Here is a 23,143-nt window from a genome sequence, read left to right as displayed (position 1 = left end):
GTACGGAACCGGTGAGGTGGCGGACCCGGGTGGGGGTACGGGTCCGCCTCCGTTCCGTACGGGGCGTCCACCAGGTGTGTTCAGCCCGCCGGGCCAGCACTCGGCAAACACCCGGCAAACAGCCGGCCAACCCGCCCTCAGACCACGCCGACCGCCGTGAGCAGCGCCAACGGGGCCGACGCCGAACGGGATTCACGCACGCACGCGTGCGGGTACGGCACCGGCTCCGGGTGCGTGTCGCGGCCGTAGCCCGCGAGGACCTCCGGGAGCCGGTGGCCGGTCGCGCCCGCCGCGTCGACCAGGCCGTGGGCGATCGCGCGGGCCTCGTCGTGCAGCCCGTAGCGGGCCAGGCCCAGTGCGATCAGCGCGTTGTCGTGCGGCCAGACCGAGCCGCGGTGGTAGGAGAGCGGGTGGTACGCCGGCTGCCCGGCGGCGAGGGTGCGGACGCCCCAGCCGGAGAAGAAGTCCGGTTCGAGGAGCCGCCGGCCGACGAGTTCGCCGTACTCCTTGTCCAGCAGGCCCGACCACAGCAGGTGCCCGGCGTCCGAGGCCAGCGCGTCGACCTGCTTGCCCCGGCCGTCGAGCGCGAGGGCCGGGAAGGAGTGCTCCGGCATCCAGAAGTCCCGCTGGAAACGGTCGCGCAGGTCACCGGCCGCCTGCTCCAGCAGGTGCGCGTACGTCGTGTCCTGCCACACCGTGCGGGCGAGGCCCGCCGTGCGGCGCAGGGCGTCGTAGGCGTAGCCCTGGGCGCCCGCGGCCGTCACCGGCCCCTGGGGGCGGGTGCCTTCGGCGGAGCAGATGGCGCCGGGGGAGTCCTTCCAGTTCTGGTTGGCGAGGCCGCCCTGGTCGGCGCGGTAGACGAGGTAGCCGCGCGAGGTCAGGCCGCCGTGGTCGAGCATCCAGGTGACGGCCGCCCGGGCGTGGGATTCCAGGCGGCGGGCCGGGCCGGTGTCGCCGGTGTGCTCGGTGTACGCGCCGAGCAGGACGAGGAACAGGGGCGTGGCGTCGACCGAGCCGTAGTAGCGGCCGTAGGGGACCTGGCCGAAGTGCGCCAGTTCGCCGTGCCGAACCTCGTGCACGATCTTGCCGGGCTGGGCGATCCCGTCGGCGCCGGTCCCGGTGGCCTGGGTCGCGGCGAGCGCGGGCAGGGTGGCGGCGGCCAGCCGGGGCCGGTAGGGCAGCGCGAACAGCGAGGTCAGCAGGGCGTCCCGGCCCAGCAGCGTCAGGAACCAGGGGGCGCCGGCGGCCGGGACGCGCAGGTCCTCGCCGTCCGGGCCGGTCGCCGGGAGCTGGAGGGCCGCGAGGTCGGCGAGACCCCGGGTGCAGGCCGCGGCCAGCTCCGGCCAGCCGCTCGGGAAAGCCACGTCCTGGACGAACTCGCGTTCCCTGGCGCGCAGTCGCTCCTGGACGGCGGCGGGCGATCGGGGTACGCGCAGGGCGCGCCGGTCGCCGTGCGGACGGGCGATGACCCGCAGGGTCAGCTCGGCGGTGCCGTGCGGTTCGAGGTCCAGGGTCCACGCCAGGCGGCGGGCGCCGGTGCCGGTCTCCTCCACGGCGTCCGGCTGGGGGTCCGTCGTCACGGTCGTGACGGACCGCCATTCGCCCCGCCGGTAGGCGAACTCCACGCCGTGGCCGAGCACGCGGCGGGAGCGGACGGCGCCGGGCTTCGGGTAGGTGCGGTGGTCGGAGCGCAGCTCGAACTGGTCGGTGAAGTCGGCGTCGGCGGTGACCGCGAGGTGGACCGTCGTCGGTACCGGGCGGTTGCTGGTGACGCGCAAGGACTCCACGAACGAGGAGTCCCCGACGGCCTGTTCGCGGAAGAGCGTGTACGCGGGCGGCTCGTCGCGGCCGCCGCGCGGGACGAGCACACAGCGGGCGGTGTCCCCGTCGGCGACCGGCGTCAGCGTGTCGGGCACCGCCCCGTCGACGGTGAGCTGCCACCGGCTCAGATGCCGGGCGTCCCGTACGAACATGCCGTCCGGGGCGCTGCCGCCCCGGTAGCCGCTGATGTCACCGCGGTCGCCGACGGCGGCGAACGTCCGGCCGTGCACGAGCAGATGATGCCGGTCCGTCATCCTCGGTCCCCTCCCTTGGTCGCCGTGAGGCCGTTCCTGCCCCGTGCGGGCCGGTCGTGCAGCAGGTCGAGCGTGAGCGCGGCGGTCCAGCCGAAGCCGGTGACGCCGCAGGCCTGTGCCGTGTACGGGTCGACGTACTCCGCGAAGCCGGAGGCGCCGGCGGTGTGCAGCATGCCCTTGCGCAGCGCGTCGGCCCGGCCCCGCTCGCCGTGCAGCCGCAGTCCGCGCTCCAGCAGCCAGTTGGTGTTGAACCAGGCCGGGCCGCGCCAGTAGCGGTGCGGGTCGAAGGCCTCGCCGAGCAGGTCGTAGCTCGGGACCAGGCGGGTCGTGCCGCCGAGGCCGAAGTGCGGGCCGCAGACCGTGCGGACCAGGGTGGCCGCGAGGTCGCGCGGCAGCGCCGGCAGCAGCAGGGGGACGAGGCCGGTGACGCCGCGTTCGGGAATCAGCTCCCCGGCGCGCACGTCCCGGCACAGGAACATCCCCGCGGCCGGTTCCCACAGCCGCTCCACCAGGGCGGCGGTGAGCCGCTCGGCGCGGGCCTGCCGGGCCGAGCCCGCCGCGCCCAGCTCGTGCGCGATGTGGTCCAGGGCGTACTCGGAGGCGATGAGCAGGGCGTTGAACGCCGGGTCCTCCACGGCGAAGTCGCCCGGGCCGTCGGCGTATCCGCGGTCCCGGTAGTCCGCCGCCAGCCGCACGTACCGCCCGTAGTCCAGATCCGTCGGCCGGTCCTCGGGGGCGCCGTGGTCGAGGTCGGCCCGGCGGAAGGAGCGGGCGGGGGCCGGAGCGACCCGGGACAGCGGACGGTCCCAGCAGGGGCTGTTGTCCATGCCCTGTTCCCAGGGGTGCACGACGGACACCAGTCCGCCTCCGCCGAGGTCGCGCCGGTGCAGGAGGTAGCGGTGCCAGGCGGCCAGCCGGGGGTGCACCCGGGTGAGGAAGCCGCGTGCCCTGGACAGACCCGGGTCGGCGAGGTGCACCAGCCACGCGGCCAGCGCGTGCACCGGTGGCTGCACGATCCCGGAGGTCTGTACGGTGCCCGGGGCGCCCGCCGCGCGTCCCGCGGTCGAGGAGCGCCAGAAGTCGGGGCTCGGGAAGTACGCGTCGAGAGGGACGGAGGGGTTGAAGACGATGTGCGGGATCCGCCCGTCCGCCCACTGGGCCGCCAGCAGCGTCTCCAGTTCCGTCTGGGCCCGTAACGGCGACAGATGCCGCAGGCCGATCGCGATGAACGCCGAGTCCCACGACCACTGGTGCGGATACAGGCCGCGCGAGGGCACCGTGGATCCGCCCGTCCAGTTGCCCTCCAGCACTTGTGCGGCCCTGACCTGCAGGGAAGACGGCGCGGCGGCCGGATCGTATACGGTCTCGCGCCCCGCGGGACGCGTGGTGAGCTGGGCGATGCGATCCACTCGGGGCTCTCCCAAAACGTACTCCTGACCAGGATCGGCAGGGGCTACCGTAGGGTTACGTCTATTTAACACGCAAAACCCAATATGTAATGCAGGGTTGGGAAACACAAGGGGGTGCGCATGACGGGACGCGTTCAGGCGAGCGCCGGCGATCTGCTCGAACTGGTGCGCAGTCGCCGTGCCGTGACCCGGGGTGCGCTGCAACAGGCGACCGGACTGTCCCGGGCCACCGTCGGGCAGCGGCTCGACCGGCTCTTCCGTGCGGGCTGGCTGCGCGAGGGCGCCGGGGGGCCGGTGGACTCCCCGCTGGGCGGGCGGCCCTCCATCACCCTGGAGTTCGACGACGAGCACGCGGTGGTCCTGGCCGCCGACCTCGACACCCGGCACGCGCGGGCGGCCGTGCTGTCGCTGAGCGGCGAGATACTCGCCGAGCACTCCGGCACCCTGGTCGTGGAGGACGGTCCGGACGCCGTGCTCGGCGAACTCGGCCGCTGGTTCGCCGAGTTGCTCGAAAAGGCCGGACACGGGTCCGAGGCCGTCTGCGGGGTCGGGCTCGCGGTGCCCGGCCCGGTCGACACCGAGACCGGCCGCGTCGTCCAGCCGCCGATCATGCCCGGCTGGGACGGCTACGACATAAGGGGGCGGCTGGCCCGGGCGCTCGGCGAGCACGCGGGCGCCGCCGGGGTGCCCGTGCTGGTGGACAACGACGCCAACCTCATGGCGTACGGGGAACAGCGCACCGGCTACCCCGGCTGCTCCGCCTTCGTGCTGGTCAAGGTCTCCACCGGCATCGGCGCCGGGGTCGTGGTGGACGGCTCGGTCTTCCGGGGCGTCGACGGCGGGGCGGGCGACATCGGGCACATCCGGGTGCCGGAGGGCGCCGAGGCGCTGTGCCGGTGCGGTTCGTACGGCTGTCTGGCCGCCGTCGCGAGCGGTGGCGCGGTGGCGCGGCGGCTGGCGGAGGCGGGGGTGGCGGCGGCTTCCGGCTCGGATGTGCGGGACCTGCTGGCGTCCGGGCATCCGGAGGCGGTCGGACTCGCCCGGGAGGCCGGGCGCCGCGTCGGGGACGTCCTCGCGACCGTCGTGACCCTGCTCAACCCCGGCGTGCTGATGATCGCCGGGGATCTGGCCGGAACTGCCTTCCTGACGGGCGTCCGTGAACTGCTGTACCAGCGGGCGCTGCCCCGCTCCACCGCTCACCTGGACATCGTGACCACACGGCTGGGCGAGCGGGCCGGGCTGGTGGGGGCCGGTGCGATGGTCGTGGAGCACCTCTACGCGCCCGAGCGGGCCGAGGAGCGGCTGCGCGCGCTCGGGGTGTGACGGCCGCGTTCCGGTCCCGTGACGCGTCCGCATGGTGAAATTCCGTCGTCTGTGGCAGCGTGATTCTCGCCACCCCTGATAAGGGTTGCGCTCAGATGAGCGGATCGTGAGCGACTGCACTTCTCCAAAGGGTGGCACTGAGTGCCACGCTTTGATCGTTCATCGAGCGAAATCAAATGTGCGGAAACTGCGCTCAGATGAGCGTCCAGAGGGGGTGAGGGAGGTTCTTGCGTTCAAGAAGTGAAAACACGCGCCCGTGATCGCTTTCTCAGCCTTGACTTTCGATCCGCTGGCGGACGAGTGGTTACAGGCGTATGACGCACGAGTGGACGTACCCAGACGCCTTTGATCTGGGTATGTTCCTCGCCGTCAGGGCAGCCACCGCGTCCTCGAGGAGTCGAGACCCGTGTCGGAAAACAAAGATCCCCAGGTAGCTGAGCACGGCACCAGCGTTGAGGGCGTGAAGTTCGTCTACGACTTCACCGAGGGCAACAAGGACCTCAAGGACCTCCTCGGTGGCAAGGGCGCGAACCTCGCCGAGATGACGAACCTCGGACTTCCGGTCCCGCCCGGGTTCACGATCACCACCGAGGCCTGCAAGGTCTACCTGGACAGCGGCGAGGAGCCGGCGGCACTGCGTGACGAGGTCAGTGCACACCTCGACGCGCTGGAGGCCCGTATGGGCAAGAAGCTCGGCCAGGCCGACGACCCGCTGCTCGTGTCGGTGCGCTCGGGCGCCAAGTTCTCCATGCCCGGCATGATGGACACCGTCCTCAACATCGGCCTCTCCGACAAGTCCGTGCAGGGCCTGGCCAAGCAGGCCGGCGACGACCGGTTCGCGTGGGACTCCTACCGCCGCCTCATCCAGATGTTCGGCAAGACCGTCCTGGGTGTCGACGGCGAGCTGTTCGAGGACGCGCTGGAGGCGGCCAAGACGGCCAAGAAGGTCACGGTCGACACCGAGCTGGAGGCCGCCGACCTCAAGAAGCTCGTCACCAAGTTCAAGAAGATCGTCAAGACCGAGGCCGGCCGGGACTTCCCGCAGGACCCGCGCGAGCAGATGGACCTCGCCATCCACGCCGTCTTCGACTCCTGGAACACCGACCGGGCCAAGCTCTACCGCCGCCAGGAGCGCATCCCGCACGACCTGGGCACGGCCGTCAACGTCTGCTCCATGGTCTTCGGCAACCTCGGCCCCGACTCCGGCACCGGCGTCGCCTTCACCCGCGACCCCGCCTCCGGCCACCAGGGCGTCTACGGCGACTACCTGCAGAACGCCCAGGGCGAGGACGTCGTCGCGGGCATCCGCAACACCGTGCCGCTCGCCGAGCTGGAGCAGATCGACAAGAAGTCGTACGACCAGCTGATGCAGATCATGCAGACGCTGGAGAACCACTACAAGGATCTCTGCGACATCGAGTTCACCATCGAGCGCGGTGTGCTGTGGATGCTCCAGACCCGCGTCGGCAAGCGCACCGCGGGCGCGGCCTTCCGCATCGCGACGCAGCTGGTGGACCAGGGCCTGATCGACGAGGCCGAGGCGCTCACCCGCGTCAACGGCGCCCAGCTCGCGCAGCTGATGTTCCCGCGCTTCGACGAGGACGCGAAGGTCGCGCAGGTCGGACGGGGCATCGCCGCCTCCCCGGGCGCGGCCGTCGGCAAGGCCGTGTTCGACTCCTACACGGCCGTGAAGTGGTCCCGCTCGGGCGAGAAGGTCATCCTGATCCGCCGCGAGACCAACCCCGACGACCTGGACGGCATGATCGCCGCCGAGGGCATCCTGACCTCCCGCGGCGGCAAGACCTCCCACGCGGCCGTCGTCGCGCGCGGCATGGGCAAGACCTGTGTCTGCGGCGCGGAGGAGCTGGAGGTCGACACCAAGCGCCGCCGGATGACCGTCCCGGGCGGGCACGTCGTCGAGGAGGGCGACGTCGTCTCCATCGACGGCTCCTCGGGCAAGGTCTACCTCGGTGAGGTACCGGTCGTGCCGTCGCCGGTCGTGGAGTACTTCGAGGGCCGGATGCACCCCGGTGCCGACGACGCCGACGAGCTGGTCGAGGCCGTGCACCGCATGATGGCCTTCGCCGACCGCAAGCGCCGCCTGCGCGTGCGCGCCAACGCCGACAACGCCGAGGACGCGCTGCGCGCCCGCCGCTTCGGCGCCCAGGGCATCGGCCTGTGCCGCACCGAGCACATGTTCCTCGGCGACCGGCGCGAGCTGGTGGAGCGGCTGATCCTGGCCGACACCGACGCCGAGCGCGAGGAGTCCCTCAAGCAGCTGCTCCCGCTCCAGAAGCAGGACTTCGTCCAGCTCTTCGAGTCGATGGACGGCCTCCCGGTCACCGTCCGCCTGCTCGACCCGCCGCTGCACGAGTTCCTCCCGGACATCACCGAGCTGTCCGTCCGCGTGGCGCTCGCCGAGTCCCGCCAGGAGCCGCACGAGAACGAACTGCGCCTCCTCCAGGCCGTGCACCGGCTGCACGAGCAGAACCCGATGCTGGGTCTGCGCGGTGTGCGCCTCGGCCTGGTCATCCCGGGCCTGTTCACCATGCAGGTCCGGGCCATCGCCGAGGCCGCGGCCGAGCGCAAGGCCGCCAAGGGCGACCCGCGCGCCGAGATCATGATCCCGCTCGTCGGCACGGTCCAGGAGCTGGAGATCGTGCGCGAGGAGGCCGACCAGGTCATCGCCGAGGTGGAGGCGGCCTCGGGCGCGCAGCTCAAGCTGTCCATCGGCACGATGATCGAGCTGCCGCGCGCCGCGCTGACCGCCGGTCAGATCGCCGAGGCCGCCCAGTTCTTCTCCTTCGGCACGAACGACCTCACCCAGACGGTGTGGGGCTTCTCCCGGGACGACGTGGAGGCGAGCTTCTTCACCGCGTACCTGGAGAAGGGCATCTTCGGTGTCTCCCCGTTCGAGACGATCGACAAGGACGGCGTCGGCTCCCTGGTGAAGCTGGCCGCCAAGGCCGGCCGCGAGACCCGCCCCGACCTCAAGCTCGGCGTCTGCGGCGAGCACGGCGGCGACCCCGAGTCGGTCCACTTCTTCCATGAGGTCGGACTCGACTACGTCTCCTGCTCCCCGTTCCGCATCCCGGTGGCCCGCCTGGAAGCGGGCCGGGCGGCGGTCCAGTCCCAGGGCAGCGACCACCGCTAGCCGGGGTCCACAGAACCCGGAGCCGCCGACGGTCCCCGACCCTCACCGATCGCGGCGGCTCCGGCGCACGCAGAAGCGCGGGAGCGGCACCTTGTGCGGAGGTGCGGCTCCCGCGCTGTCGGCGTTCTGTTCGCCCGCCCGGTGCGGGACACTCGGGCATGGACAAGAAGCCGGCACCGGGCACCCTCGGCACAGGCCGACGCTCGCACCTGGACGAGGCGCTGGAGATCTTCGAAGCCGACCTGAACCCGGGCGACCCCGTGCACCGCAGAGCGGGGCAGCTCGCGAACCTCGCTGTGCAGGTGCTCGGCGAGTACGCGGACCTGCTCGCCGAGGCCGACAGGCATCTGCCGGCGACCGAGCGCACTCGGGTCGTGGCCGCGCACAAGGAGCGTGCGCTCGAGGGGCTGTCCCGGCTGGCGGAGATCCTCGACATCGAGGTCGGGTGACGTGCCCGCCTGCACGGGCCTTCCGCGGTCTGGGGGGCGGTTACCGGGGCAGGCCCTCCCGTAGGCAGACGGCGGTGCCGGTCCTGGCGGCGGTCAGGAGTGCGGTGAGGGTGGGCAGCCGGGTCGCCAGGGGTGTGGATTCCAGGTCGGTGAGGGCGAAGAGGCCGTGGCGGTCGTGCTCGGAGCTGCGCCGGACCGGCTGCCCGGCCGGGAGCCGCCCTCCGTGGAAGTAGAAGTCGATCACCGGCCCCGTGCCCAGCACATCGGCCCGGTGGTCGTACCCGATGAACCGCAGGTCTCCTTCGAGGACGATGCCGGTCTCCTCGTGCAACTCCCGGCGGGCGGCACCGACGGGGTCCTCGCCCGGGTCGAGCATGCCGCCCGGCAGCCCCCAGAGCCCCGCTGCGGGCTGCCCCCCGGCGTAGCGCAGCAGCAGGATCCGGTCCTCGGCGTCGAGCAGCAGGACGCAGGACGCGACGATGGTCTGCGGCAGTGTCTTGACCCACTCGGCACGGGGCAGCACACGCGGCGCGTTCGGGACGGGCGCGGTCGTGTCCACGGTGATGTTCCTTCCGTCGGCTGGGCAGCCCGGATCGAGCTGCCCGAACGGTGGAACGGCCGGATTCGCCGATGGTCACCGGCAGGCCGGGCTCAGGTGTCGCAGGCGACCCCGTCGTCGTCCCGGTCCAGGTGGGAGGCGTAACCGGGCTCACCCCGGTGGATGGGGGCGGCTCCCGCGGCCCGGACCTCGCTGCAGTTGGCGTAGTACACGTCCCCGCCGCCCCCGGAGCCACCGTCGTCGGACCCGCCGTCCGCCGCGGGCTGTGCGGTGACCGTGGTGGTGACCTTCACGGTCTTCGTGGCGGTGACGGTGGGAGCGGGCTCCGGTTCCTTCGCGGGCGGCGTCGCGGTGGCGGTGGCCGTCGCGGTGACCGTGACGGCCGGCTGCGGCTCGGCGGAGGCGGGCTTGGCGTCCGCGGTGGTCTCCCCGCCCCCGGCGCCCAGGCCGATGCCGATGAACAGGGCCAGCCCGAGCGCGGGGAGCACGTAGCGCTTCCGGGCCCAGCGGGGCGCCGGTCTCCCGGGCCGGGGCATGGGCGGTGCGGGGTACGGGGTGGTGTGCGGGCCGGTGTACGGATCGGTCATGGTCATCCCCCCAGGGCTGATACGTGAGGGGATGACCGTAGGCCCGGGCGGCCCGGCGTGAGGGAGGGGTGACCAACTTGTGATGGTCACGTGAAGCCGGACGGGGTGGCTACGAGCGGAACGGGCCCGTCACCTCGTACGTGATGCCGGCCGAGGACGTGCCACCGGTGCCTCGCTGGCTGGAGAAGTAGAGGCGGGTGCCGTCAGGGGAGAAGGCCGGCCCGGTGATCTCCGAGGCGGACTGGCCGTCGACGCGGAGGAAGGGGGCCACGACGTCGGCGGGGGTGATGACGCAGATCTCCATGGTGCCGCCGTCCTCGGCGACGAAGAGGTCGCCGGAGGCGGAGCCGGTGACGTTGTCCACGCCGGTGAGCGGGGCCGTGCCGCCGGTGACCAGGGAGTCGTCGTAGGCGAGTTCGATGGTCTGGGCGGCCGCGTTGTACTGCCAGACGCGGTTGTCGCCCTTCGTGGTGAACCAGCAGGTGTCGTTCGCGTAGTAGCAGCCCTCGCCGCCGTTGAACCGCTTGGCGCCGGACACCTGGTTGCGGGTGGCCGTCGCGCCGGAGGGGTCGGGGATCCGGGACCAGGTCACCGGGCCGCTGGTGCCGGTGCCCGCCACCATGACCTCCAGCGTGCCGGAGGACAGATCGCCCCAGGTCGTCGGCCGGAAGCGGTAGAAGCAGCCGTCCGTCACGTCCTCCGTCAGGTAGACGACCCGGCGGACCGGGTCGGCCGCGGCCGCCTCGTGCTTGAAGCGGCCCATCGCGTCCCGGCGCACCGCCGCCTTCGTGCCCCACGGGTCCGTCTCGTAGACGTAACCCCGGTCCACCTCCTCGCAGGACAGCCAGGTGTTCCACGGCGTCTTGCCGCCCGCGCAGTTCTGCCGGGTGTTCGACAGGATGCGGTACGCGCCCGTGATCGCGCCGGCCGACGAGAACTTCACCGCGCTCGCGCCGCCCGAGGGGTTGATCTCGGAGTTGGAGACATAGATCCAGCCCGTGCCGTCGGCGTAACAGGCGCCGCCGTCCGGGGCGTTGTGCCAGGTGTACGACGTGCTCCCGACCCGCTGGCCCGACCGGGCGATGACCCGGCTCGTGAAGCCGCTGGGGAGTCTGATGCCGTTGGCGTCCGGGGAACCCAGCGGCCCGTAGGGGCCGGTGCCGGGCTGGGCGGGAGCCGCGTACGCGGCGCCGCGCCACAGGGTTCCGCCCAGAGCGGCCGATGTGCCGCCGAGGACGGCCGCACGCAGGAGGCTACGACGTTCCACTCTCACTCCAGAGGTGCCGTACCGCCCCGCCGCCGGTCGACGGCAGGGGTCGTGCGTGGGGGGAGGCGGAAAGGACGCTAAGGGGGCCGGGTTGACGGGGCATGGCCAACTCGTGGCCGTGGGGCGGCATGCTGTGTGCCGCCTGTGTCCCACGGCGGTCAGTGCGACGCCGGCGGTGCCGGAGCCTCCCGTCCGGGCCTACGCGGGCAGCGCCGGAACCTCCCGTCCGGGCCTCCTCGGGCGCTCGCCGCCCGGGCCGGGGCCGCCCTCGCCCCCAGGCCGTGCCGACGGCAGCCGGATCACCACCTCCAGTCCGCCCGTCGCCGCCGCGCGCAGGGTCGCCTCGCCACCGCCGGCATGGGTGAGCCGCTGCACCAGGGCGAGCCCGAGTCCCGTACCGCCCTTGAGGGCACCCGGAGCGCGCCAGAAACGGTCGAATGGGCGGGCCCGCTGCTCCTCCGCGGCGCTGCGGCTGCGTTGGACCACGCCTGCCGCAACCCGCCTTCGAGACTCCGGCGACGACGCCGCTGCCAAGGCGCCCGGTCGCCGGCCCGGCGGAGGAGGCGGTGGAACCGTCGCCCCGGCCCACCGCCGACGCCGAGTGGTTCTACCTCGACACGCGGCCCCTCCCGGCGGAGCACGCGGTTCGCCCCTCGTGGGCTGACCCGCGCCCGCGGGACATGCCGCGGTGGCGTGCACGCTCTTGCAGGCGTGCACGCCACCGCGTTCGTGTGCCGGGGGCCGGGTCAGCCGCAGCTGCCCGAGATCCACCGGTGGGAGCGGACCTTGTACGTACCGGCCAGGTTGCCGCCGTGCTGCTGGCGGGTGCAGCCGATGCGGTCGGAGTAGTCGGCGCCCCGGTAGTAGGCGACACCGCTGGAGCTGCTGGTGCCCGCGTTCCACACCGACTTCACGTTGGTCGTGGCGGCCCAGGAGCACCTGATGGCACCGTTCTGCCAGTCGGGGTCGGCCACGTCCCACGCGCACTTGCTGCCGGTGAAGTTGAAGCCGGTCCAGAAACAGACGTGCCCGGACGCGCAGTCCACCGCGGCGGGCGCGGCCGGGGCCGCCGACGCGGAGCTCGGCACGGCCAGGGCGGTGACGGCGGCGGCGCTGACGGTGAGAACCGCGAGCAGCGAATTCGTACGAGAGTGCCTGCGTACGGAAAGGCGCATGAGCCTGGTCTCCTCGGAGGTCGGGGGACGGTGGTGCGGACGGCCCGACGCTGGCAAGGCACGACCGGGCCGGGCAAGGACGGCGGGGCCGCCTGGGATGCCGGGACGGGTGTCCCAGCGCCTGCCTGGCGCGTTCCGGAACCGTTGGGACGGCCATGGGACGCCTTTGGTGGCACAGTGTCGGCACGAGACGCCCGACCAGCGTCCTGTTGGGGATTTCGAGGGGGGAGAGGCGTTGTCCGCATGCCCAGAAACGGAGCGGTTCGCCGCGCTGCTGCGTTCGCTGAAGAGCCGGTCCGGGCTCAGTTACGAGGCCCTCGCCAGGAAGTCCGGACTGGCCGGTTCGACGTTGCACCGCTACTGCCGGGGCACGTCGGTGCCGCAGGACTACGGGAGCGTGCACCGGCTGGCCACGGTCTGTGGCGCGACCCCGGACGAACTGCGCACCCTGCACCGCCTGTGGGCGCTGGCGGACGCGGCGCGGGCCGCCGCGGCCGGTGCGGGGGGAGACGAGGAACGCACACCGGAACACGAACCCGCGGAACAGGCTGTCGACCCGGCCCCGGACAAAGCCCCGTCCCCGGTCCCGGACCCGGCTCCGGTCGTGGCCCCGCACGAGGGCTCGGATCAGCGCCCTGCCCGGTCCGGGGAGCCGGATCCCGGCCGGGCCGGTGAGCCGCAGGCCGGGCCGAGCCCACGGCCCGCCCGATGGTCACGCCGGCGCCGGCTGCGCACCTGCGTCGTCGTCGCCGCGCTCGTCGCCGCCGTCAGCGTCTCCGCCTGGGCCCTGTCGAACGGCCGGTCACCCTCCGGCGGCGGGCGGAGCACCGGCGAGGACCGGCCGTTGTTCTCGGCCAACTGCCCGCCCGTGATCGCGATGGGGGAGCACGACGAGTGCGTACGGGAGGTGCAGCGCCTGCTGCACGCCAAGGGCGCGGACATCGGCGTGGACGGGGACTTCGGACCGCAGACCCTGCGCCGCGTCACGGCCTTCCAGGTGCTCGCCGGACTCCAGCCCAACGGAGTCGTCGGGGAGCCGACGAAGAAGGCGCTGTACACCTCGCGCGTCCGGATGGGCGTGTGGTCACCGCAGAAGGTGCGGCAACGGGTACGGGAGGTGTTCCCCGAAGTGCCGGACAAGGCGGTGGCCATCGCCGACTGCCAGTCCTTCCTCGACCCGCTGCACATCCTCCCCAACACCAACGGCACCCGGAACTGGGGCCTGTTCCAGATCTCCGACACCCGGCTGCGCGAACTGGGCGGCACCCCGCGCCAGGCCCTGGACCCGGAGTGGAACATCCACGCGGCCCGGAAGCTGTGGAGCCGGGACCGCGACTTCGGCGACTGGCCGCACTGCGAACGCGCCGCCGACGCGCCCCGGTCCGCGTCGCCCCGGCCCTCGCCTGCAGCGACACGGCCACCGCGGTGAACGTCGTCCCCGGCGTCCGAGGGCCGGATCACGACGGCACCCGACGGGACGTGATCAGTACACGATGGACACGATCCGGCAGACGGCCTCGCCCAGCCGCTGGTCCCCCCGGACCCGGGCCCGTGCGAGTGCCGTGGCCGGCTCGATACCGCGGGTGCACAGCCGCCAGGCGGTCTCCGTGTCCAGTCGTAGTGCGGCCGCCGGCCGGCCCTCGGGCGCTTCGGCCAGGGACCAGCCCCCCGGCCCGGCGGTCACGGTCCAGGTGGCTTCGACCGGGCCGTCGACCGTCACCTCCACCTGCGTGCCGCCAGGCGCCCCGGTGTCGCGCAGGGTGTGCGGCAGCGCCCGCATGAAGGTGTCGAGGACCAGGGACAGGGCCCGCGGCTCCGCGTCGGTGCCCAGCCCCACCGCGTGGCGGATCTGCTGGCGGTGGGTCCAGTGCTCGGTGAACTCACGGGCGCAGTCCAGCCACATCGGCGCCGGATCGGCCCCGGCCCAGGACACGCCGAGGGCAGGTGCGTCCAGGTCCGCTCGCGCGAAGCGGTGGGCCAGTTCGGTGCCCGTCCGCTCCAGGGAGTCGACGAGCGCTGCCGCGCCGATGTCGCGATGGCGCTCGACCCACTCCTGGTTGGCACGATGGATGAACGTCTCCAGGGTCTCGCCCGGCGCGAACGAGAGCGGCGGCTCCCGGCGGCCGAGGCGGGCACAGTAGTCGCCCAGAAGGTGCGCGGCGACGTCGTGCACGGTCCAGCCCGGAACGGCGATCCGCTCCCAGCCGCTGGGGCGCAGCCCGCGCAGCAGGCCCAGCAGCGCCTCCAGTTCCGGGCCGAACAGCGGACGGGCGTCGATGGGGACACCGAGCCGGACGAGGCCGGTCCCTTCGTTCGGCTGCGTGACCATGGCCCCAGCCTGCCAGGCGGACGCGGAAAGCGCCCCTCCGTGAAGAAGGGGCGCTCCCGTTCGGCGAGACGCTCAGGCCGGTCGGCTACGCCGTCCGCACCTCGTAAGCCGTCACCCGTACCGTCTCGTCGTCCAGGCACTGGCCGGACGTCAGGTCGAAGCGCTGCTTCAGCAGAGGGGAGGCGACGAAGGGGCGGCCCTGGTGGGTGCCGGTGAGGCCCCGGGAGAGGACCGCGGCACCGGTGAAGGGGTCGCGGTTGTCGATGGCGAACAGGCCGCCGGAGCGGTCGCGGAAGATCGCGGCCTGCCGGCCGTCCGGCAGCAGTGCGGCCACCCCGCGGCCCGGGAGCAGCGTGCTCAGGTCGCAGACCGTGAACCAGTCCCCGTCCAGGGCGATTTCGATCTTCAGCTCGGTGGTCTCGGGTGCCAGGGTCATCGCTGGGCGCTTCCTTCCAGTACGTCAGCGGCGGGTCGCATGCCGATGGACAGCAGCGGCAGGTCGGGCTTCATCTGGTCGCGCTCGGGCACGAAGGCGACGACCGGGTCCGGGGTGTCCGGCGCGTTCACGAAGGACACGAACCGGGCGAGCTTCTCGGGGTCGTTGATGGTCTCGGCCCACTCGTCGCGGTAGTGCGCGACATGTGCCCGCATCAGCTGCTCCAGCTCGTCGCAGATGCCGAGCGAGTCGTGGACGACGACGTCCCGCACGTGGTCGAGGCCGCCGGGGATCCGCTCCAGCCAGGTCGAGGTGCGCTCCAGGCGGTCGGCCGTACGGATGTAGAACATCAGGAACCGGTCGATCAGGCGGACCAGTTCGGCGTCCGACAGGTCCTGCGCGAGCAGGTCCGCGTGGCGCGGCGTCGCACCGCCGTTGCCGCCGACGTAGAGGTTCCAGCCGTTGGCGGTGGCGATCACGCCGAAGTCCTTCGACTGGGCCTCGGCGCACTCGCGCTGGCAGCCGGAGACCGCCGACTTCAGCTTGTGCGGGGAGCGCAGGCCCCGGTAGCGCAGCTCCAGGTCGATCGCCATCCGGACGGAGTCCTGGACGCCGTAGCGGCACCAGGTCTGGCCGACGCAGGACTTCACCGTGCGCAGCGACTTGCCGTAGGCGTGGCCGGACTCGAAGCCCGCGTCCACCAGCCGCGCCCAGATCAGCGGGAGTTGCTCGACGCGCGCACCGAACATGTCGATCCGCTGACCACCGGTGATCTTCGTGTACAGGCCGAAGTCGCGGGCGATCTCGCCGATCACGATCAGCTTCTCCGGGGCGATCTCACCGCCGGGGATCCGCGGCACGACCGAGTACGAGCCGTTCTTCTGGAGGTTGGCCAGGAAGTGGTCGTTGGTGTCCTGGAGAGCCGCCTGCTCACCGTCCAGGACGTAACCGCTCGCGCCGATCGTCGGGGCGAGGGAGGCGATGATCGAGCCGACGGCCGGCTTGCAGACCTCGCAGCCGTCACCGCCCCGGGCCTCCTCGCGGCCGTGGCGGTCCAGCAGGTCCTGGTAGGTGGTGATGCGCAGCGCGAGGACGATCTCGTACAGCTCCTCGCGGGTCTGCGAGAAGCAGCCGCACAGGCCCTTGTCGACCTCGACGCCGCTCGCCTCCAGCTCGGCGGTGACCAGCTGGCCGAGGACCTTGACGCAACTGCCGCACGTCGTACCGGCCTTGGTGCACTTCTTCACCTCGGGCACGGTGGTGCACCTGTGCTCGGTCACCGCGTCGCGGATCGTGCCCTTGCGGACGTTGTTGCAGGAGCAGATGATCGCGTCGTCCGGCAGCGCGGCCGGGCCGAGCTGGGTGGGCGCCCCTGCGCCGGCGGGCAGCACCAGCGACTCGGGGGAGACCGGCGGGACCGAGCCGGTGAACGCCTTCAGCGTGCCGTACGCCTCCGCGTCTCCGACCAGGATGCCGCCGAGCAGCGTGCCGTCGCGGCCGATGACCAGCTTCTTGTACAGGCCCGCGCGGGAGTCGGAGTAGACGACGTCAAGGCAGTCCTCGGCGGTGCCGTGCGCGTCACCGAAGGACGCCACGTCCACGCCGAGCAGCTTCAGCTTGGTGGAGAGGTCGGCTCCGGTGAAGGACGCCTCGTCCGAGGCGATCGTGGCCGCCGCCGTCTCGGCCTGCTCGTAGCCAGGGGCCACCAGGCCGTACACCCGGCCGTCGCAGGCCAGCGCGCACTCGCCGATCGCGAAGACGTGCGGGTCGGAGACCGTACGGCACTGCTCGTCGACCGTGATGCCGCCGCGCTCTCCGACCGTCAGACCGCAGTCGCGGGCCAGCTGGTCGCGGGGGCGCACACCGGCGGAGAACACCACCATGTCGGCGGCGAGTTCGGAGCCGTCGGAGAGCTTCATGCCGGTGACGGCGCCCTCGGCGCCGACCAGGATCTCCTGCGTGCCCACGCCCGTGTGGACGGTCAGGCCCATCTCCTCGATGGTGCGCAGCAGCGCGGCGCCGCCGCCCTCGTCCACCTGGACGGGCATCAGCCGGGGCGCGAACTCCACGATGTGGGAGGTGAGTCCGAGCCCCTTGAGCGCACCGGCCGCCTCCAGCCCGAGGAGACCGCCGCCGACCACGGCACCCACCGTGGCCTTCGACTTCGCGTACTCCTCGATCGCGAGCAGGTCTTCGATGGTGCGGTAGACGAAACAGCCCTCGGCGTCCTTGCCGGGGACCGGCGGGACGAACGGGTAGGAGCCGGTGGCGAGGACGAGGACGTCGTAGTCGAAGACCTCGCCGGACCTGGCGGTGACCTTGCGGGCCTCCCGGTCGACGGCGGTCGCCGGGTCACCGACGTACAGCTCGATGCCGTGCGTCTCGATGAACTCCATGTCCGTCATGGACAGGTCTTCGGGGGTCTTCCCCGAGAAGTACGACGTGAGCGCCACGCGGTCGTAGGCCGGGCGCGGCTCCTCGCAGAGCACGACCACGCGGTGCGTGGCGGTCAGGCCGCGCTCGGCGAGTGCTTCGAGGAAGCGCTGGCCGACCATGCCGTGGCCGACGAGCACGATCGTGGGGGTGGCCTCCGTGGCCTCCGGGGTGGCGGTCATCAGGAGCCTCCATCGTTGGTGAGCAGGTGGAGCAGCGGGCCGCCGTCGGAGGGGAGCGGCTCTGCTCCCTCCCAGGCGCGGGCGAGCGCGCCGACGGTGCCGAGTTCGCCGACGAGGACCCCGCCGACCAGGCGGTCGTCGCGGACGACGACCTTGCGGTAGGTGCCGCGGGTGGCGTCGGCGAGCTGGACGACGTCGTCGCCCGGCAGCGCCTCGGTCTCGCCGAACGCGGCGAGGTCGAAGGGACTGTCGTGCCCGTTCAGCGTGAGCCGGGTCAGGGAGCGGGTGCCGGTGTAGCGGGCGTTCGAGTCACCGGCGAGCAGCTCCGCGAGCGCGTCGGCCTGTTCGAGCGCGGGAGCGGCGAGTCCGTAGAGGACGCCGTCGTGCTGGGCGCAGTCGCCGATCGCGTGGATGTACGGGTCGGAGGTGCGCAGCTCGTCGTCGACGACGACGCCCTTGCGGACGTCGAGGCCGGCGGCCTGGGCGAGTCCCACACGCGGATGCACACCGCAGGCGATGACCACCAGGTCGGCGTCGAGCGCGTATCCGTCGGCCATCTCCACGGAGCGGACGGCGCCGCCGACGCAGCGCACGTCCCGGACGCGGCACTCGGTGTGCACCTCGACGCCCAGGTCGGTCAGGTGCCGCTTGACGAGCTTGGACGCGGCCGGGTCGAGCTGGCGTTCCATCAGCCGCTCGGACTGCTGGGCGAGCACGACCTGGGCGCCGCGCAGGGCGAGCGCCCGGGCGGCGGAGACCCCGAGGAGCCCGCCTCCGATGACGACCGCCTTCATGCCAGGCCGGACCGCCTTGGACAGGCCCAGGCAGTCGTCCATGGTGCGGAACGCGTGAATGCCCTCGGGCAGTTCGTGGTTCTCGGTGAACAGGCCGCGCAGCGGCGGCAGTACCGGGTTGGAGCCGGTGGCGAGGACGAGCCGGTCGTATGCGATCACGGACCCGTCCGCACAGGCGACGGTCCGCTGCTCACGGTCGATCCCTGTGATCCGGCCGCGCGTGACCTGCGCCGGCGCCGGCAGGGCGATCACCTCGGGGCTGTACCGTCCGGCCAGCACCTCGGCGAGGAGCACCCGGTTGTAGGGCCGGTGCTCCTCCTCGCCGATCAGCAGCGCGGGCGTGCCGAGCTCACCGAGCCGCCGGGCGAGCCGTACGCCCGCCAGGCCGGTGCCGATCACCACCACACGCTCATTCGAGGTCATGCACTCGAGCGTGCGGTGCCGGTGTTACCCGGCAGCATCACCTCTGTTTCCCGCGGGGAACGCTGCCCTCAGCGGGGAGGGGCGGTGGGTGTGAGGGTTCCTGAAGTGCGGCGACGGCCGACTGTGAGGGGAGGCAGGGGGCGTCGCATAGGGTCACGATCATGCCCGACATATCGCTGACCATGATCGTCCTGCTCTGCGTCGCGGCCCTCGCCGCCGGCTGGATCGACGCCGTGGTCGGCGGGGGCGGCCTCCTGCTGCTGCCGGTGCTGCTGCTCGGACTGCCGGCGCACACACCCGCGGCGCACGCGCTCGGCACCAACAAGGCCGTCGCCATCGTCGGCACCACGGGCGCGGCCGTGACCTACGCCCGCAAGGCTCCCGTGGACGTCCGTACCGCCGTCCGCATCGGGCTGGCCGCCCTCGCCGGTTCCTCCGCCGGGGCCTTCTTCGCGGCCGGGATGAGCACCGAGGTCCTCAAACCGGTGATCATGGTGGTGCTGCTCGGGGTCGCCGCCTTCGTGATCCTGCGGCCCGCCTTCGGCACGGCTCCTGCCACCGGCCCGGCCACCCGCCGCCGGATCCTCGCCGCGATCGGCCTCGCGGGCCTCGGCATCGGCTTCTACGACGGTCTGATCGGCCCCGGCACCGGCACCTTCCTGGTCCTCGCGCTCACCGCCGTCCTCCACCTCGACCTCGTCACGGCCTCCGCCACCGCCAAGATCGTCAACTGCTGCACCAATGCGGGGGCGCTGGCCACCTTCGCCTGGCAGGGCGCTGTGCTGTGGCAACTGGCCGCCCTGATGGCCCTCTTCAACCTCGCGGGCGGCACCCTCGGCGCCCACACCGCCCTGAAGCAGGGCAGCGGCTTCGTCCGGATCGTGCTGCTGACGGTCGTCTTCGCCCTGGTGGCGAACCTGGCGTACGAGCAGTGGCTGGCCTAGGGGGTGTCCGCAAAGTCGCGTCGTTCGCCCGGAGGGCGGGGCAGGCGGGGACTTTGCGGACACCCCCTAGGCGCCCGTCTTCCGCCGCAGATCCAGCAACTCGACCATGCCCGTCCCGTCCTCGTCCCCGTGCCCCTGCGCGAGCCGCCGCCCCATCAGCTCCATGTACGGCGTCAGCAGTTCCGGGCTGACCCGCTGCTCCTCGGCCGTGCGCAGCAGGGTGGCGTTGCCCGCTACCTGCATCGCGAGGTTGGAGACGACGTTCCGGGTGTAGTCGCCGCTCTGGAGCTGGTCCGCGCTCCGGTGCACGGCCGGGGCCATCGCGGTCAGCCAGTCCACGAGCAGCGGGGCGAAGTCCTTCGGGGCGATGTCCTCCGGGCGGATCAGGGCGAAGGCGTGGGTGATGCCCGCGAACATGCCGCTCATCGCGCTCAGCAGCGCCACGTCGTGCAGGGCGGCGAAGCCCGGGTCGGTCCCGGCATAGCGGGTGCCGGCCGGTACGGCGAGGGTGTCGCGGTGCTCCTCGAACAGCTCGGGGGAGCCGCTGTAGAAGACGTAGCCGCCGGAGTCCGGGACGCCGATCATCGGCGGTACGGCCATGATCCCGGCGTCCAGGAAACGCGCGCCGCGCGCCTCGGCCCAGGCGGCGCGCGCACGGCCCTGGGCCGGGGTGCCGGTGGTGAGGTTCACCAGGTCCCGCCCGGCGAGAGCGGCCCCCTCCAGGGCCTCGCCCACGGAGGCGTCGTCGAGCAGGCAGACGATCACGAGCCGGTGCGCGGCCACCGCCTCCACGGCGGTCCGGGCGATCGTGGCGCCCTCGGCGGCGAGCGGCTCGGCACGGGCGGCGGTGCGGTTCCAGACGGTCACCTCGTGCCCGGCGGCCAGCCAGACGCGGGCGAGGGCGGTGCCCATGGCGCCGGTGCCGAGAAGAGTGAGAGGAGTGCGGGAGGCAACTGCGTTGTCGGTCATGGCGTTTAGGCTCGTCGTAGGGGAAGCGCCTGCTCAAGTACGTACTTCGAAGTGGGTGGTTACCCCGGGGGAAGAGTGCAGGCAGCGGAAGGGGGAGGGTCGGCATGGGGACGACAGGACGACGGCCGGGGGCGTACGTCTGCGGGATCGACGCGGCGATGGACGTGATCGGCGGCAAGTGGAAGGTGCTGATCCTCTGGGCGCTGAACGAGCGGCCGTGCCGCTTCGGGGAACTGCGCCGCGAGCTGCCGGGCGTCACGGAGAAGGTGCTCGCCTCGCACCTGCGGGAGATGGAGGCCGACGGTCTGGTGCACCGCGAGGCGTACGACGAGGTGCCACCCCGCGTCGAGTACTCGCTGACGCCGCGGGGCGTGTCCCTGAACGAGGCGCTGGAACCGCTGGGGGCCTGGGGGAGGGCCAACGTCCTGGGAGCGTCACCGGCTGCCGGTCAGGTGCGCGAAGACGACGACGTTCCCCTGGTAACCGGTGCCGCGTGACCAGCCGCCGCCGCAGGTGATGACCCGCAGTTCGGGCCGGCGGGCGGCGCCGTAGACCTTCTCGTCGGGGAAGTCCTTCGCGGCGTACACCTCGACGGCGTCGACGGTGAACACCGCGACGCCGCCGTCCCGGCGGTCCACCTCGATCGTGCTGCCCTTGGCCAGGGCGCCGAGGTCGTAGAACACGGCAGGGCCGTCGGCGTTGTCGACATGGCCGGCGACGATCGCGGTGCCCCGCTCACCGGGGGTGGTGCCGGCCTCGTACCAGCCGGCGAGGTTCTTGTCCGCGGCGGGCGGTACGTCGAGGCTGCCGGTCCTCGTCAGGCCGAGCCCGGTCAGCGGCGCGTTCACTTCGATCGCCGGGATGCGGATGCGGTCGGGCGGCGAGGGCGGCAGCGCCGGCACGGCGGGCCGCTCACCGGCCCGGCCGTCCAGCCCGGCCCGGGCCTGCGCGGCGGACGGCTGCGGCGGGGCGTGCGTCTCGGCGCCGTTGCGCAGCAGCCACGCCCCGCAGCACAGCGCGAACACCGTGACGGCCGCCATGGCCGCGTTCGCGGGATTGCGGACGCCGCTGCCGAACCTGGGGACCCTGCGCATACCCACCCTTTTCTGAGCTCGGGCCCCGTGCCCCCTCCGGGCCGCGAGGGGCGTCGGACCCGGAGGGGGAGGGGACATGCGGTACCGGCGACGGACAGCGGAGGGTGTCCGTCAGATCCCGTCGCCTCTCGCCCGGCGATGCAGGAGCCAGGTACCGCCCGCGGCGGCGACGGCGAGGGCCGCCACACCGGCCGCGGTCTGCACGGGGTCGGGGCCCAGGGCGCCGCCGACCCCCGTCTTCACACTGCCCCGGGGATGCACCTGCCCGCTCACCGACGTCAGCGTGACCACCAGGTCCCCGGTGACCCGCCGGCCGTTGCCGGAGCAGGTCGCGCTGATCTCGTACGTGCCGGGCTGCGCACTCGGCGGCACCGTGAACCGCCCGGTCACATCCTTCCCCTGCGCGTCGGGGGCCAGGCCGAGGGAACCGGCCCCGACCGCGCCGGCGTCACCCGTCGCCGGGCCGCCGTCGCCACAGGCCGCCGTGCGCACCGTCACCTGACCGCCGGGCACGACCGAGGCCGGGGACACCTCCAGGCCGTCGGCGGACGCGCCGTACGCGGGGGCTGTGGCGAGAGCCGCGGCGGCGACGGCGAGCGCGGTGGCGGTCAGCGGCCGGGCGGTACGTCGCATCGGTGCTCCCTCGAAGCGGTTCGGTCGTGCGCCTGCCTTTCCGAGGTAACGGGCAGCGGCACCCCCGCGCTTGCTGAGGGGGCGTCAGAATTGGGGTGAATGGGTGTCAGGTGCGAGGGGACCGGCCTTTGTGCGCGGCCGTTTGGCCAGGTCACGGGCGTTCGGTGGGCGGGCTGCGGAAAAGCGCGGGGCGCGCGTGTGAACGGGTGACCCGGGTGTGTGCGCCGGCGCTTGACCTCAAGAATGGTTGAGGTACGAGGCTGTGCCGCATGAACGCAACCGCTACCGACTCAGCCGCCCGTGGGCAGACCCCGGCCGGCCCGCTCCGCCTGACCCTCGTCGTGGGCAGCAACCGGCACGGCCGCTTCGGCCCCGTCGTCGCCGACTGGCTCCTCGGCCGCATCCGGGACCGGGACGACCTGGTCGCCGAGGTCGTGGACGTCGCCGAGGCCGCGCTGCCGATGTCCCTCGAACCGACCCCGGAGGCGATCGCCGCGCTGTCCGGCATCACCCCGAAGCTGACTCGCGCGGACGCCTTCGTGGTCCTCACCCCCGAGTACAACCACTCCTTCCCGGCGGGCCTGAAGAACCTCGTCGACTGGCACTTCACCGAGTGGCAGGCCAAGCCCGTCGCCCTCGTCTCCTACGGCGGCCTGTCCGGCGGCCTGCGCGCCGCTGAGCACCTCCGGCAGGTCTTCGCCGAGCTCCACGCCGTGACGGTGCGCGACACCGTCTCCTTCCACAACGCCGGCGCCTCCTTCGACGACCGGGGCACCCTGCGCGACCCGTCCGGCCCGAACGCGGCGGCCAAGGCCATGCTGGACCAACTGGTGTGGTGGGGACATGCGTTGCGAGAGGCCAGGGAGAAGCGGCCGTACGCCGGCTGAGCCCGCTTCAGGCACGCCGGC

At 72.7% G+C, this 23,143-nt stretch carries 20 protein-coding genes and 1 pseudogene; 7 read left to right on the top strand and 14 right to left on the bottom strand.

What is annotated here, in order from left to right:
- Positions 1 to 137: 137 nt before the first annotated feature.
- Both ACIRDU_RS03940 and ACIRDU_RS03935 read right to left on the bottom strand, forming a co-directional pair.
- The gene (locus ACIRDU_RS03940; RefSeq protein WP_403574014.1) at positions 138 to 2,075 is read right to left on the bottom strand and encodes a glycogen debranching N-terminal domain-containing protein; all 1,938 of its coding nucleotides are present in this window, start codon (positions 2,073 to 2,075) and stop codon (positions 138 to 140) included.
- Positions 2,072 to 3,484, bottom strand: coding sequence for an MGH1-like glycoside hydrolase domain-containing protein (locus ACIRDU_RS03935; protein WP_403575135.1), 1,413 nt, complete (start codon positions 3,482 to 3,484; stop codon positions 2,072 to 2,074). Before ACIRDU_RS03935 ends, ACIRDU_RS03940 begins: the two co-directional genes overlap by 4 nt.
- 120 nt (positions 3,485 to 3,604) lie before the next feature.
- Here ACIRDU_RS03935 and ACIRDU_RS03930 point away from each other — a divergent pair, with 120 nt between their 5' ends.
- From ACIRDU_RS03930 to ACIRDU_RS03920, 3 genes are all read left to right on the top strand, one after another.
- Entirely contained in the window at positions 3,605 to 4,807 is a 1,203-nt protein-coding gene (locus tag ACIRDU_RS03930) for an ROK family protein (RefSeq protein WP_403574011.1), read from the top strand.
- Between the two features lie 406 nt (positions 4,808 to 5,213).
- Positions 5,214 to 7,961 carry a pyruvate, phosphate dikinase gene (gene ppdK, locus ACIRDU_RS03925; protein WP_403574008.1) on the top strand — a complete coding sequence of 916 codons (2,748 nt, stop codon included), beginning with the start codon at positions 5,214 to 5,216 and terminating at the stop codon, positions 7,959 to 7,961.
- Between the two features lie 158 nt (positions 7,962 to 8,119).
- Positions 8,120 to 8,410, top strand: coding sequence for a hypothetical protein (locus ACIRDU_RS03920; protein WP_403574005.1), 291 nt, complete (start codon positions 8,120 to 8,122; stop codon positions 8,408 to 8,410).
- A gap of 40 nt (positions 8,411 to 8,450) precedes the next feature.
- Here ACIRDU_RS03920 and ACIRDU_RS03915 read toward each other — a convergent pair whose 3' ends face one another.
- From ACIRDU_RS03915 to ACIRDU_RS03895, 5 genes and pseudogenes are all read right to left on the bottom strand, one after another.
- Positions 8,451 to 8,969, bottom strand: a complete 519-nt coding sequence (locus tag ACIRDU_RS03915) for an NUDIX hydrolase (protein WP_403574002.1) — start codon at positions 8,967 to 8,969, stop codon at positions 8,451 to 8,453.
- A gap of 92 nt (positions 8,970 to 9,061) precedes the next feature.
- The gene (locus ACIRDU_RS03910; RefSeq protein ID WP_403573999.1) at positions 9,062 to 9,556 is read right to left on the bottom strand and encodes an excalibur calcium-binding domain-containing protein; all 495 of its coding nucleotides are present in this window, start codon (positions 9,554 to 9,556) and stop codon (positions 9,062 to 9,064) included.
- Between the two features lie 109 nt (positions 9,557 to 9,665).
- The gene (locus ACIRDU_RS03905) at positions 9,666 to 10,823 is read right to left on the bottom strand and encodes an alkaline phosphatase PhoX (protein WP_403573997.1); all 1,158 of its coding nucleotides are present in this window, start codon (positions 10,821 to 10,823) and stop codon (positions 9,666 to 9,668) included.
- 198 nt (positions 10,824 to 11,021) lie between these two features.
- A pseudogene (locus ACIRDU_RS03900) lies at positions 11,022 to 11,279 on the bottom strand (ATP-binding protein); the annotation flags it as partial.
- Positions 11,280 to 11,569: 290 nt separating this feature from the next.
- Entirely contained in the window at positions 11,570 to 11,998 is a 429-nt protein-coding gene (locus tag ACIRDU_RS03895) for a peptidase inhibitor family I36 protein (RefSeq protein ID WP_403573994.1), read from the bottom strand.
- Between the two features lie 235 nt (positions 11,999 to 12,233).
- Between ACIRDU_RS03895 and ACIRDU_RS03890 the strand changes: the two genes are divergently transcribed.
- Positions 12,234 to 13,427 (top strand): helix-turn-helix domain-containing protein, encoded by a 1,194-nt coding sequence (locus tag ACIRDU_RS03890; protein WP_403573991.1) that lies wholly within the window; start codon positions 12,234 to 12,236, stop codon positions 13,425 to 13,427.
- 54 nt (positions 13,428 to 13,481) lie between these two features.
- On the opposite strand, the gene ACIRDU_RS03885 is transcribed toward ACIRDU_RS03890, so the two are convergent.
- The 4 genes from ACIRDU_RS03885 to ACIRDU_RS03870 form a co-directional block, all read right to left on the bottom strand.
- Positions 13,482 to 14,327, bottom strand: coding sequence for a maleylpyruvate isomerase family mycothiol-dependent enzyme (locus tag ACIRDU_RS03885; RefSeq protein ID WP_403573988.1), 846 nt, complete (start codon positions 14,325 to 14,327; stop codon positions 13,482 to 13,484).
- A gap of 85 nt (positions 14,328 to 14,412) precedes the next feature.
- Complete coding sequence (gene nirD, locus ACIRDU_RS03880) at positions 14,413 to 14,763, bottom strand: nitrite reductase small subunit NirD (RefSeq protein ID WP_403573985.1); 351 nt, start codon at positions 14,761 to 14,763, stop codon at positions 14,413 to 14,415.
- Positions 14,760 to 17,378 carry a nitrite reductase large subunit NirB gene (nirB, locus tag ACIRDU_RS03875; protein ID WP_403573983.1) on the bottom strand — a complete coding sequence of 873 codons (2,619 nt, stop codon included), beginning with the start codon at positions 17,376 to 17,378 and terminating at the stop codon, positions 14,760 to 14,762. Before nirB ends, nirD begins: the two co-directional genes overlap by 4 nt.
- Entirely contained in the window at positions 17,378 to 18,595 is a 1,218-nt protein-coding gene (locus ACIRDU_RS03870; protein WP_403573980.1) for an NAD(P)/FAD-dependent oxidoreductase, read from the bottom strand. Before ACIRDU_RS03870 ends, nirB begins: the two co-directional genes overlap by 1 nt.
- Positions 18,596 to 18,756: 161 nt before the next feature.
- Here ACIRDU_RS03870 and ACIRDU_RS03865 point away from each other — a divergent pair, with 161 nt between their 5' ends.
- Complete coding sequence (locus ACIRDU_RS03865) at positions 18,757 to 19,539, top strand: sulfite exporter TauE/SafE family protein (RefSeq protein WP_403573978.1); 783 nt, start codon at positions 18,757 to 18,759, stop codon at positions 19,537 to 19,539.
- 66 nt (positions 19,540 to 19,605) lie between these two features.
- On the opposite strand, the gene ACIRDU_RS03860 is transcribed toward ACIRDU_RS03865, so the two are convergent.
- The gene (locus tag ACIRDU_RS03860; RefSeq protein ID WP_403573975.1) at positions 19,606 to 20,508 is read right to left on the bottom strand and encodes an NAD(P)-dependent oxidoreductase; all 903 of its coding nucleotides are present in this window, start codon (positions 20,506 to 20,508) and stop codon (positions 19,606 to 19,608) included.
- 104 nt (positions 20,509 to 20,612) lie between these two features.
- Here ACIRDU_RS03860 and ACIRDU_RS03855 point away from each other — a divergent pair, with 104 nt between their 5' ends.
- Positions 20,613 to 21,005, top strand: coding sequence for a winged helix-turn-helix transcriptional regulator (locus tag ACIRDU_RS03855; protein ID WP_403573972.1), 393 nt, complete (start codon positions 20,613 to 20,615; stop codon positions 21,003 to 21,005).
- On the opposite strand, the gene ACIRDU_RS03850 is transcribed toward ACIRDU_RS03855, so the two are convergent.
- Together ACIRDU_RS03850 and ACIRDU_RS03845 are read right to left on the bottom strand one after the other, a co-directional pair.
- On the bottom strand, positions 20,943 to 21,602 hold the full coding sequence (locus ACIRDU_RS03850) for a class F sortase (protein WP_403573970.1): 660 nt from the start codon (positions 21,600 to 21,602) through the stop codon (positions 20,943 to 20,945). The two genes, ACIRDU_RS03855 and ACIRDU_RS03850, sit on opposite strands and share 63 nt — an antisense overlap.
- 111 nt (positions 21,603 to 21,713) lie before the next feature.
- Positions 21,714 to 22,235 (bottom strand): hypothetical protein, encoded by a 522-nt coding sequence (locus ACIRDU_RS03845; protein ID WP_403573967.1) that lies wholly within the window; start codon positions 22,233 to 22,235, stop codon positions 21,714 to 21,716.
- A 269-nt stretch (positions 22,236 to 22,504) separates the two neighbouring features.
- On the opposite strand from ACIRDU_RS03845, the gene ACIRDU_RS03840 reads away from it, so the two are divergent.
- The gene (locus ACIRDU_RS03840) at positions 22,505 to 23,122 is read left to right on the top strand and encodes an NADPH-dependent FMN reductase (RefSeq protein ID WP_403573964.1); all 618 of its coding nucleotides are present in this window, start codon (positions 22,505 to 22,507) and stop codon (positions 23,120 to 23,122) included.
- The last annotated feature ends 21 nt before the right edge of the window (positions 23,123 to 23,143 follow it).

The organism is Streptomyces sp. NPDC093598, from assembly GCF_044764825.1.
Classification (GTDB): domain Bacteria; phylum Actinomycetota; class Actinomycetes; order Streptomycetales; family Streptomycetaceae; genus Streptomyces.
Note: the sequence above shows the minus strand (reverse complement) of the source record. Positions and strands in the feature narration are given on the sequence as shown.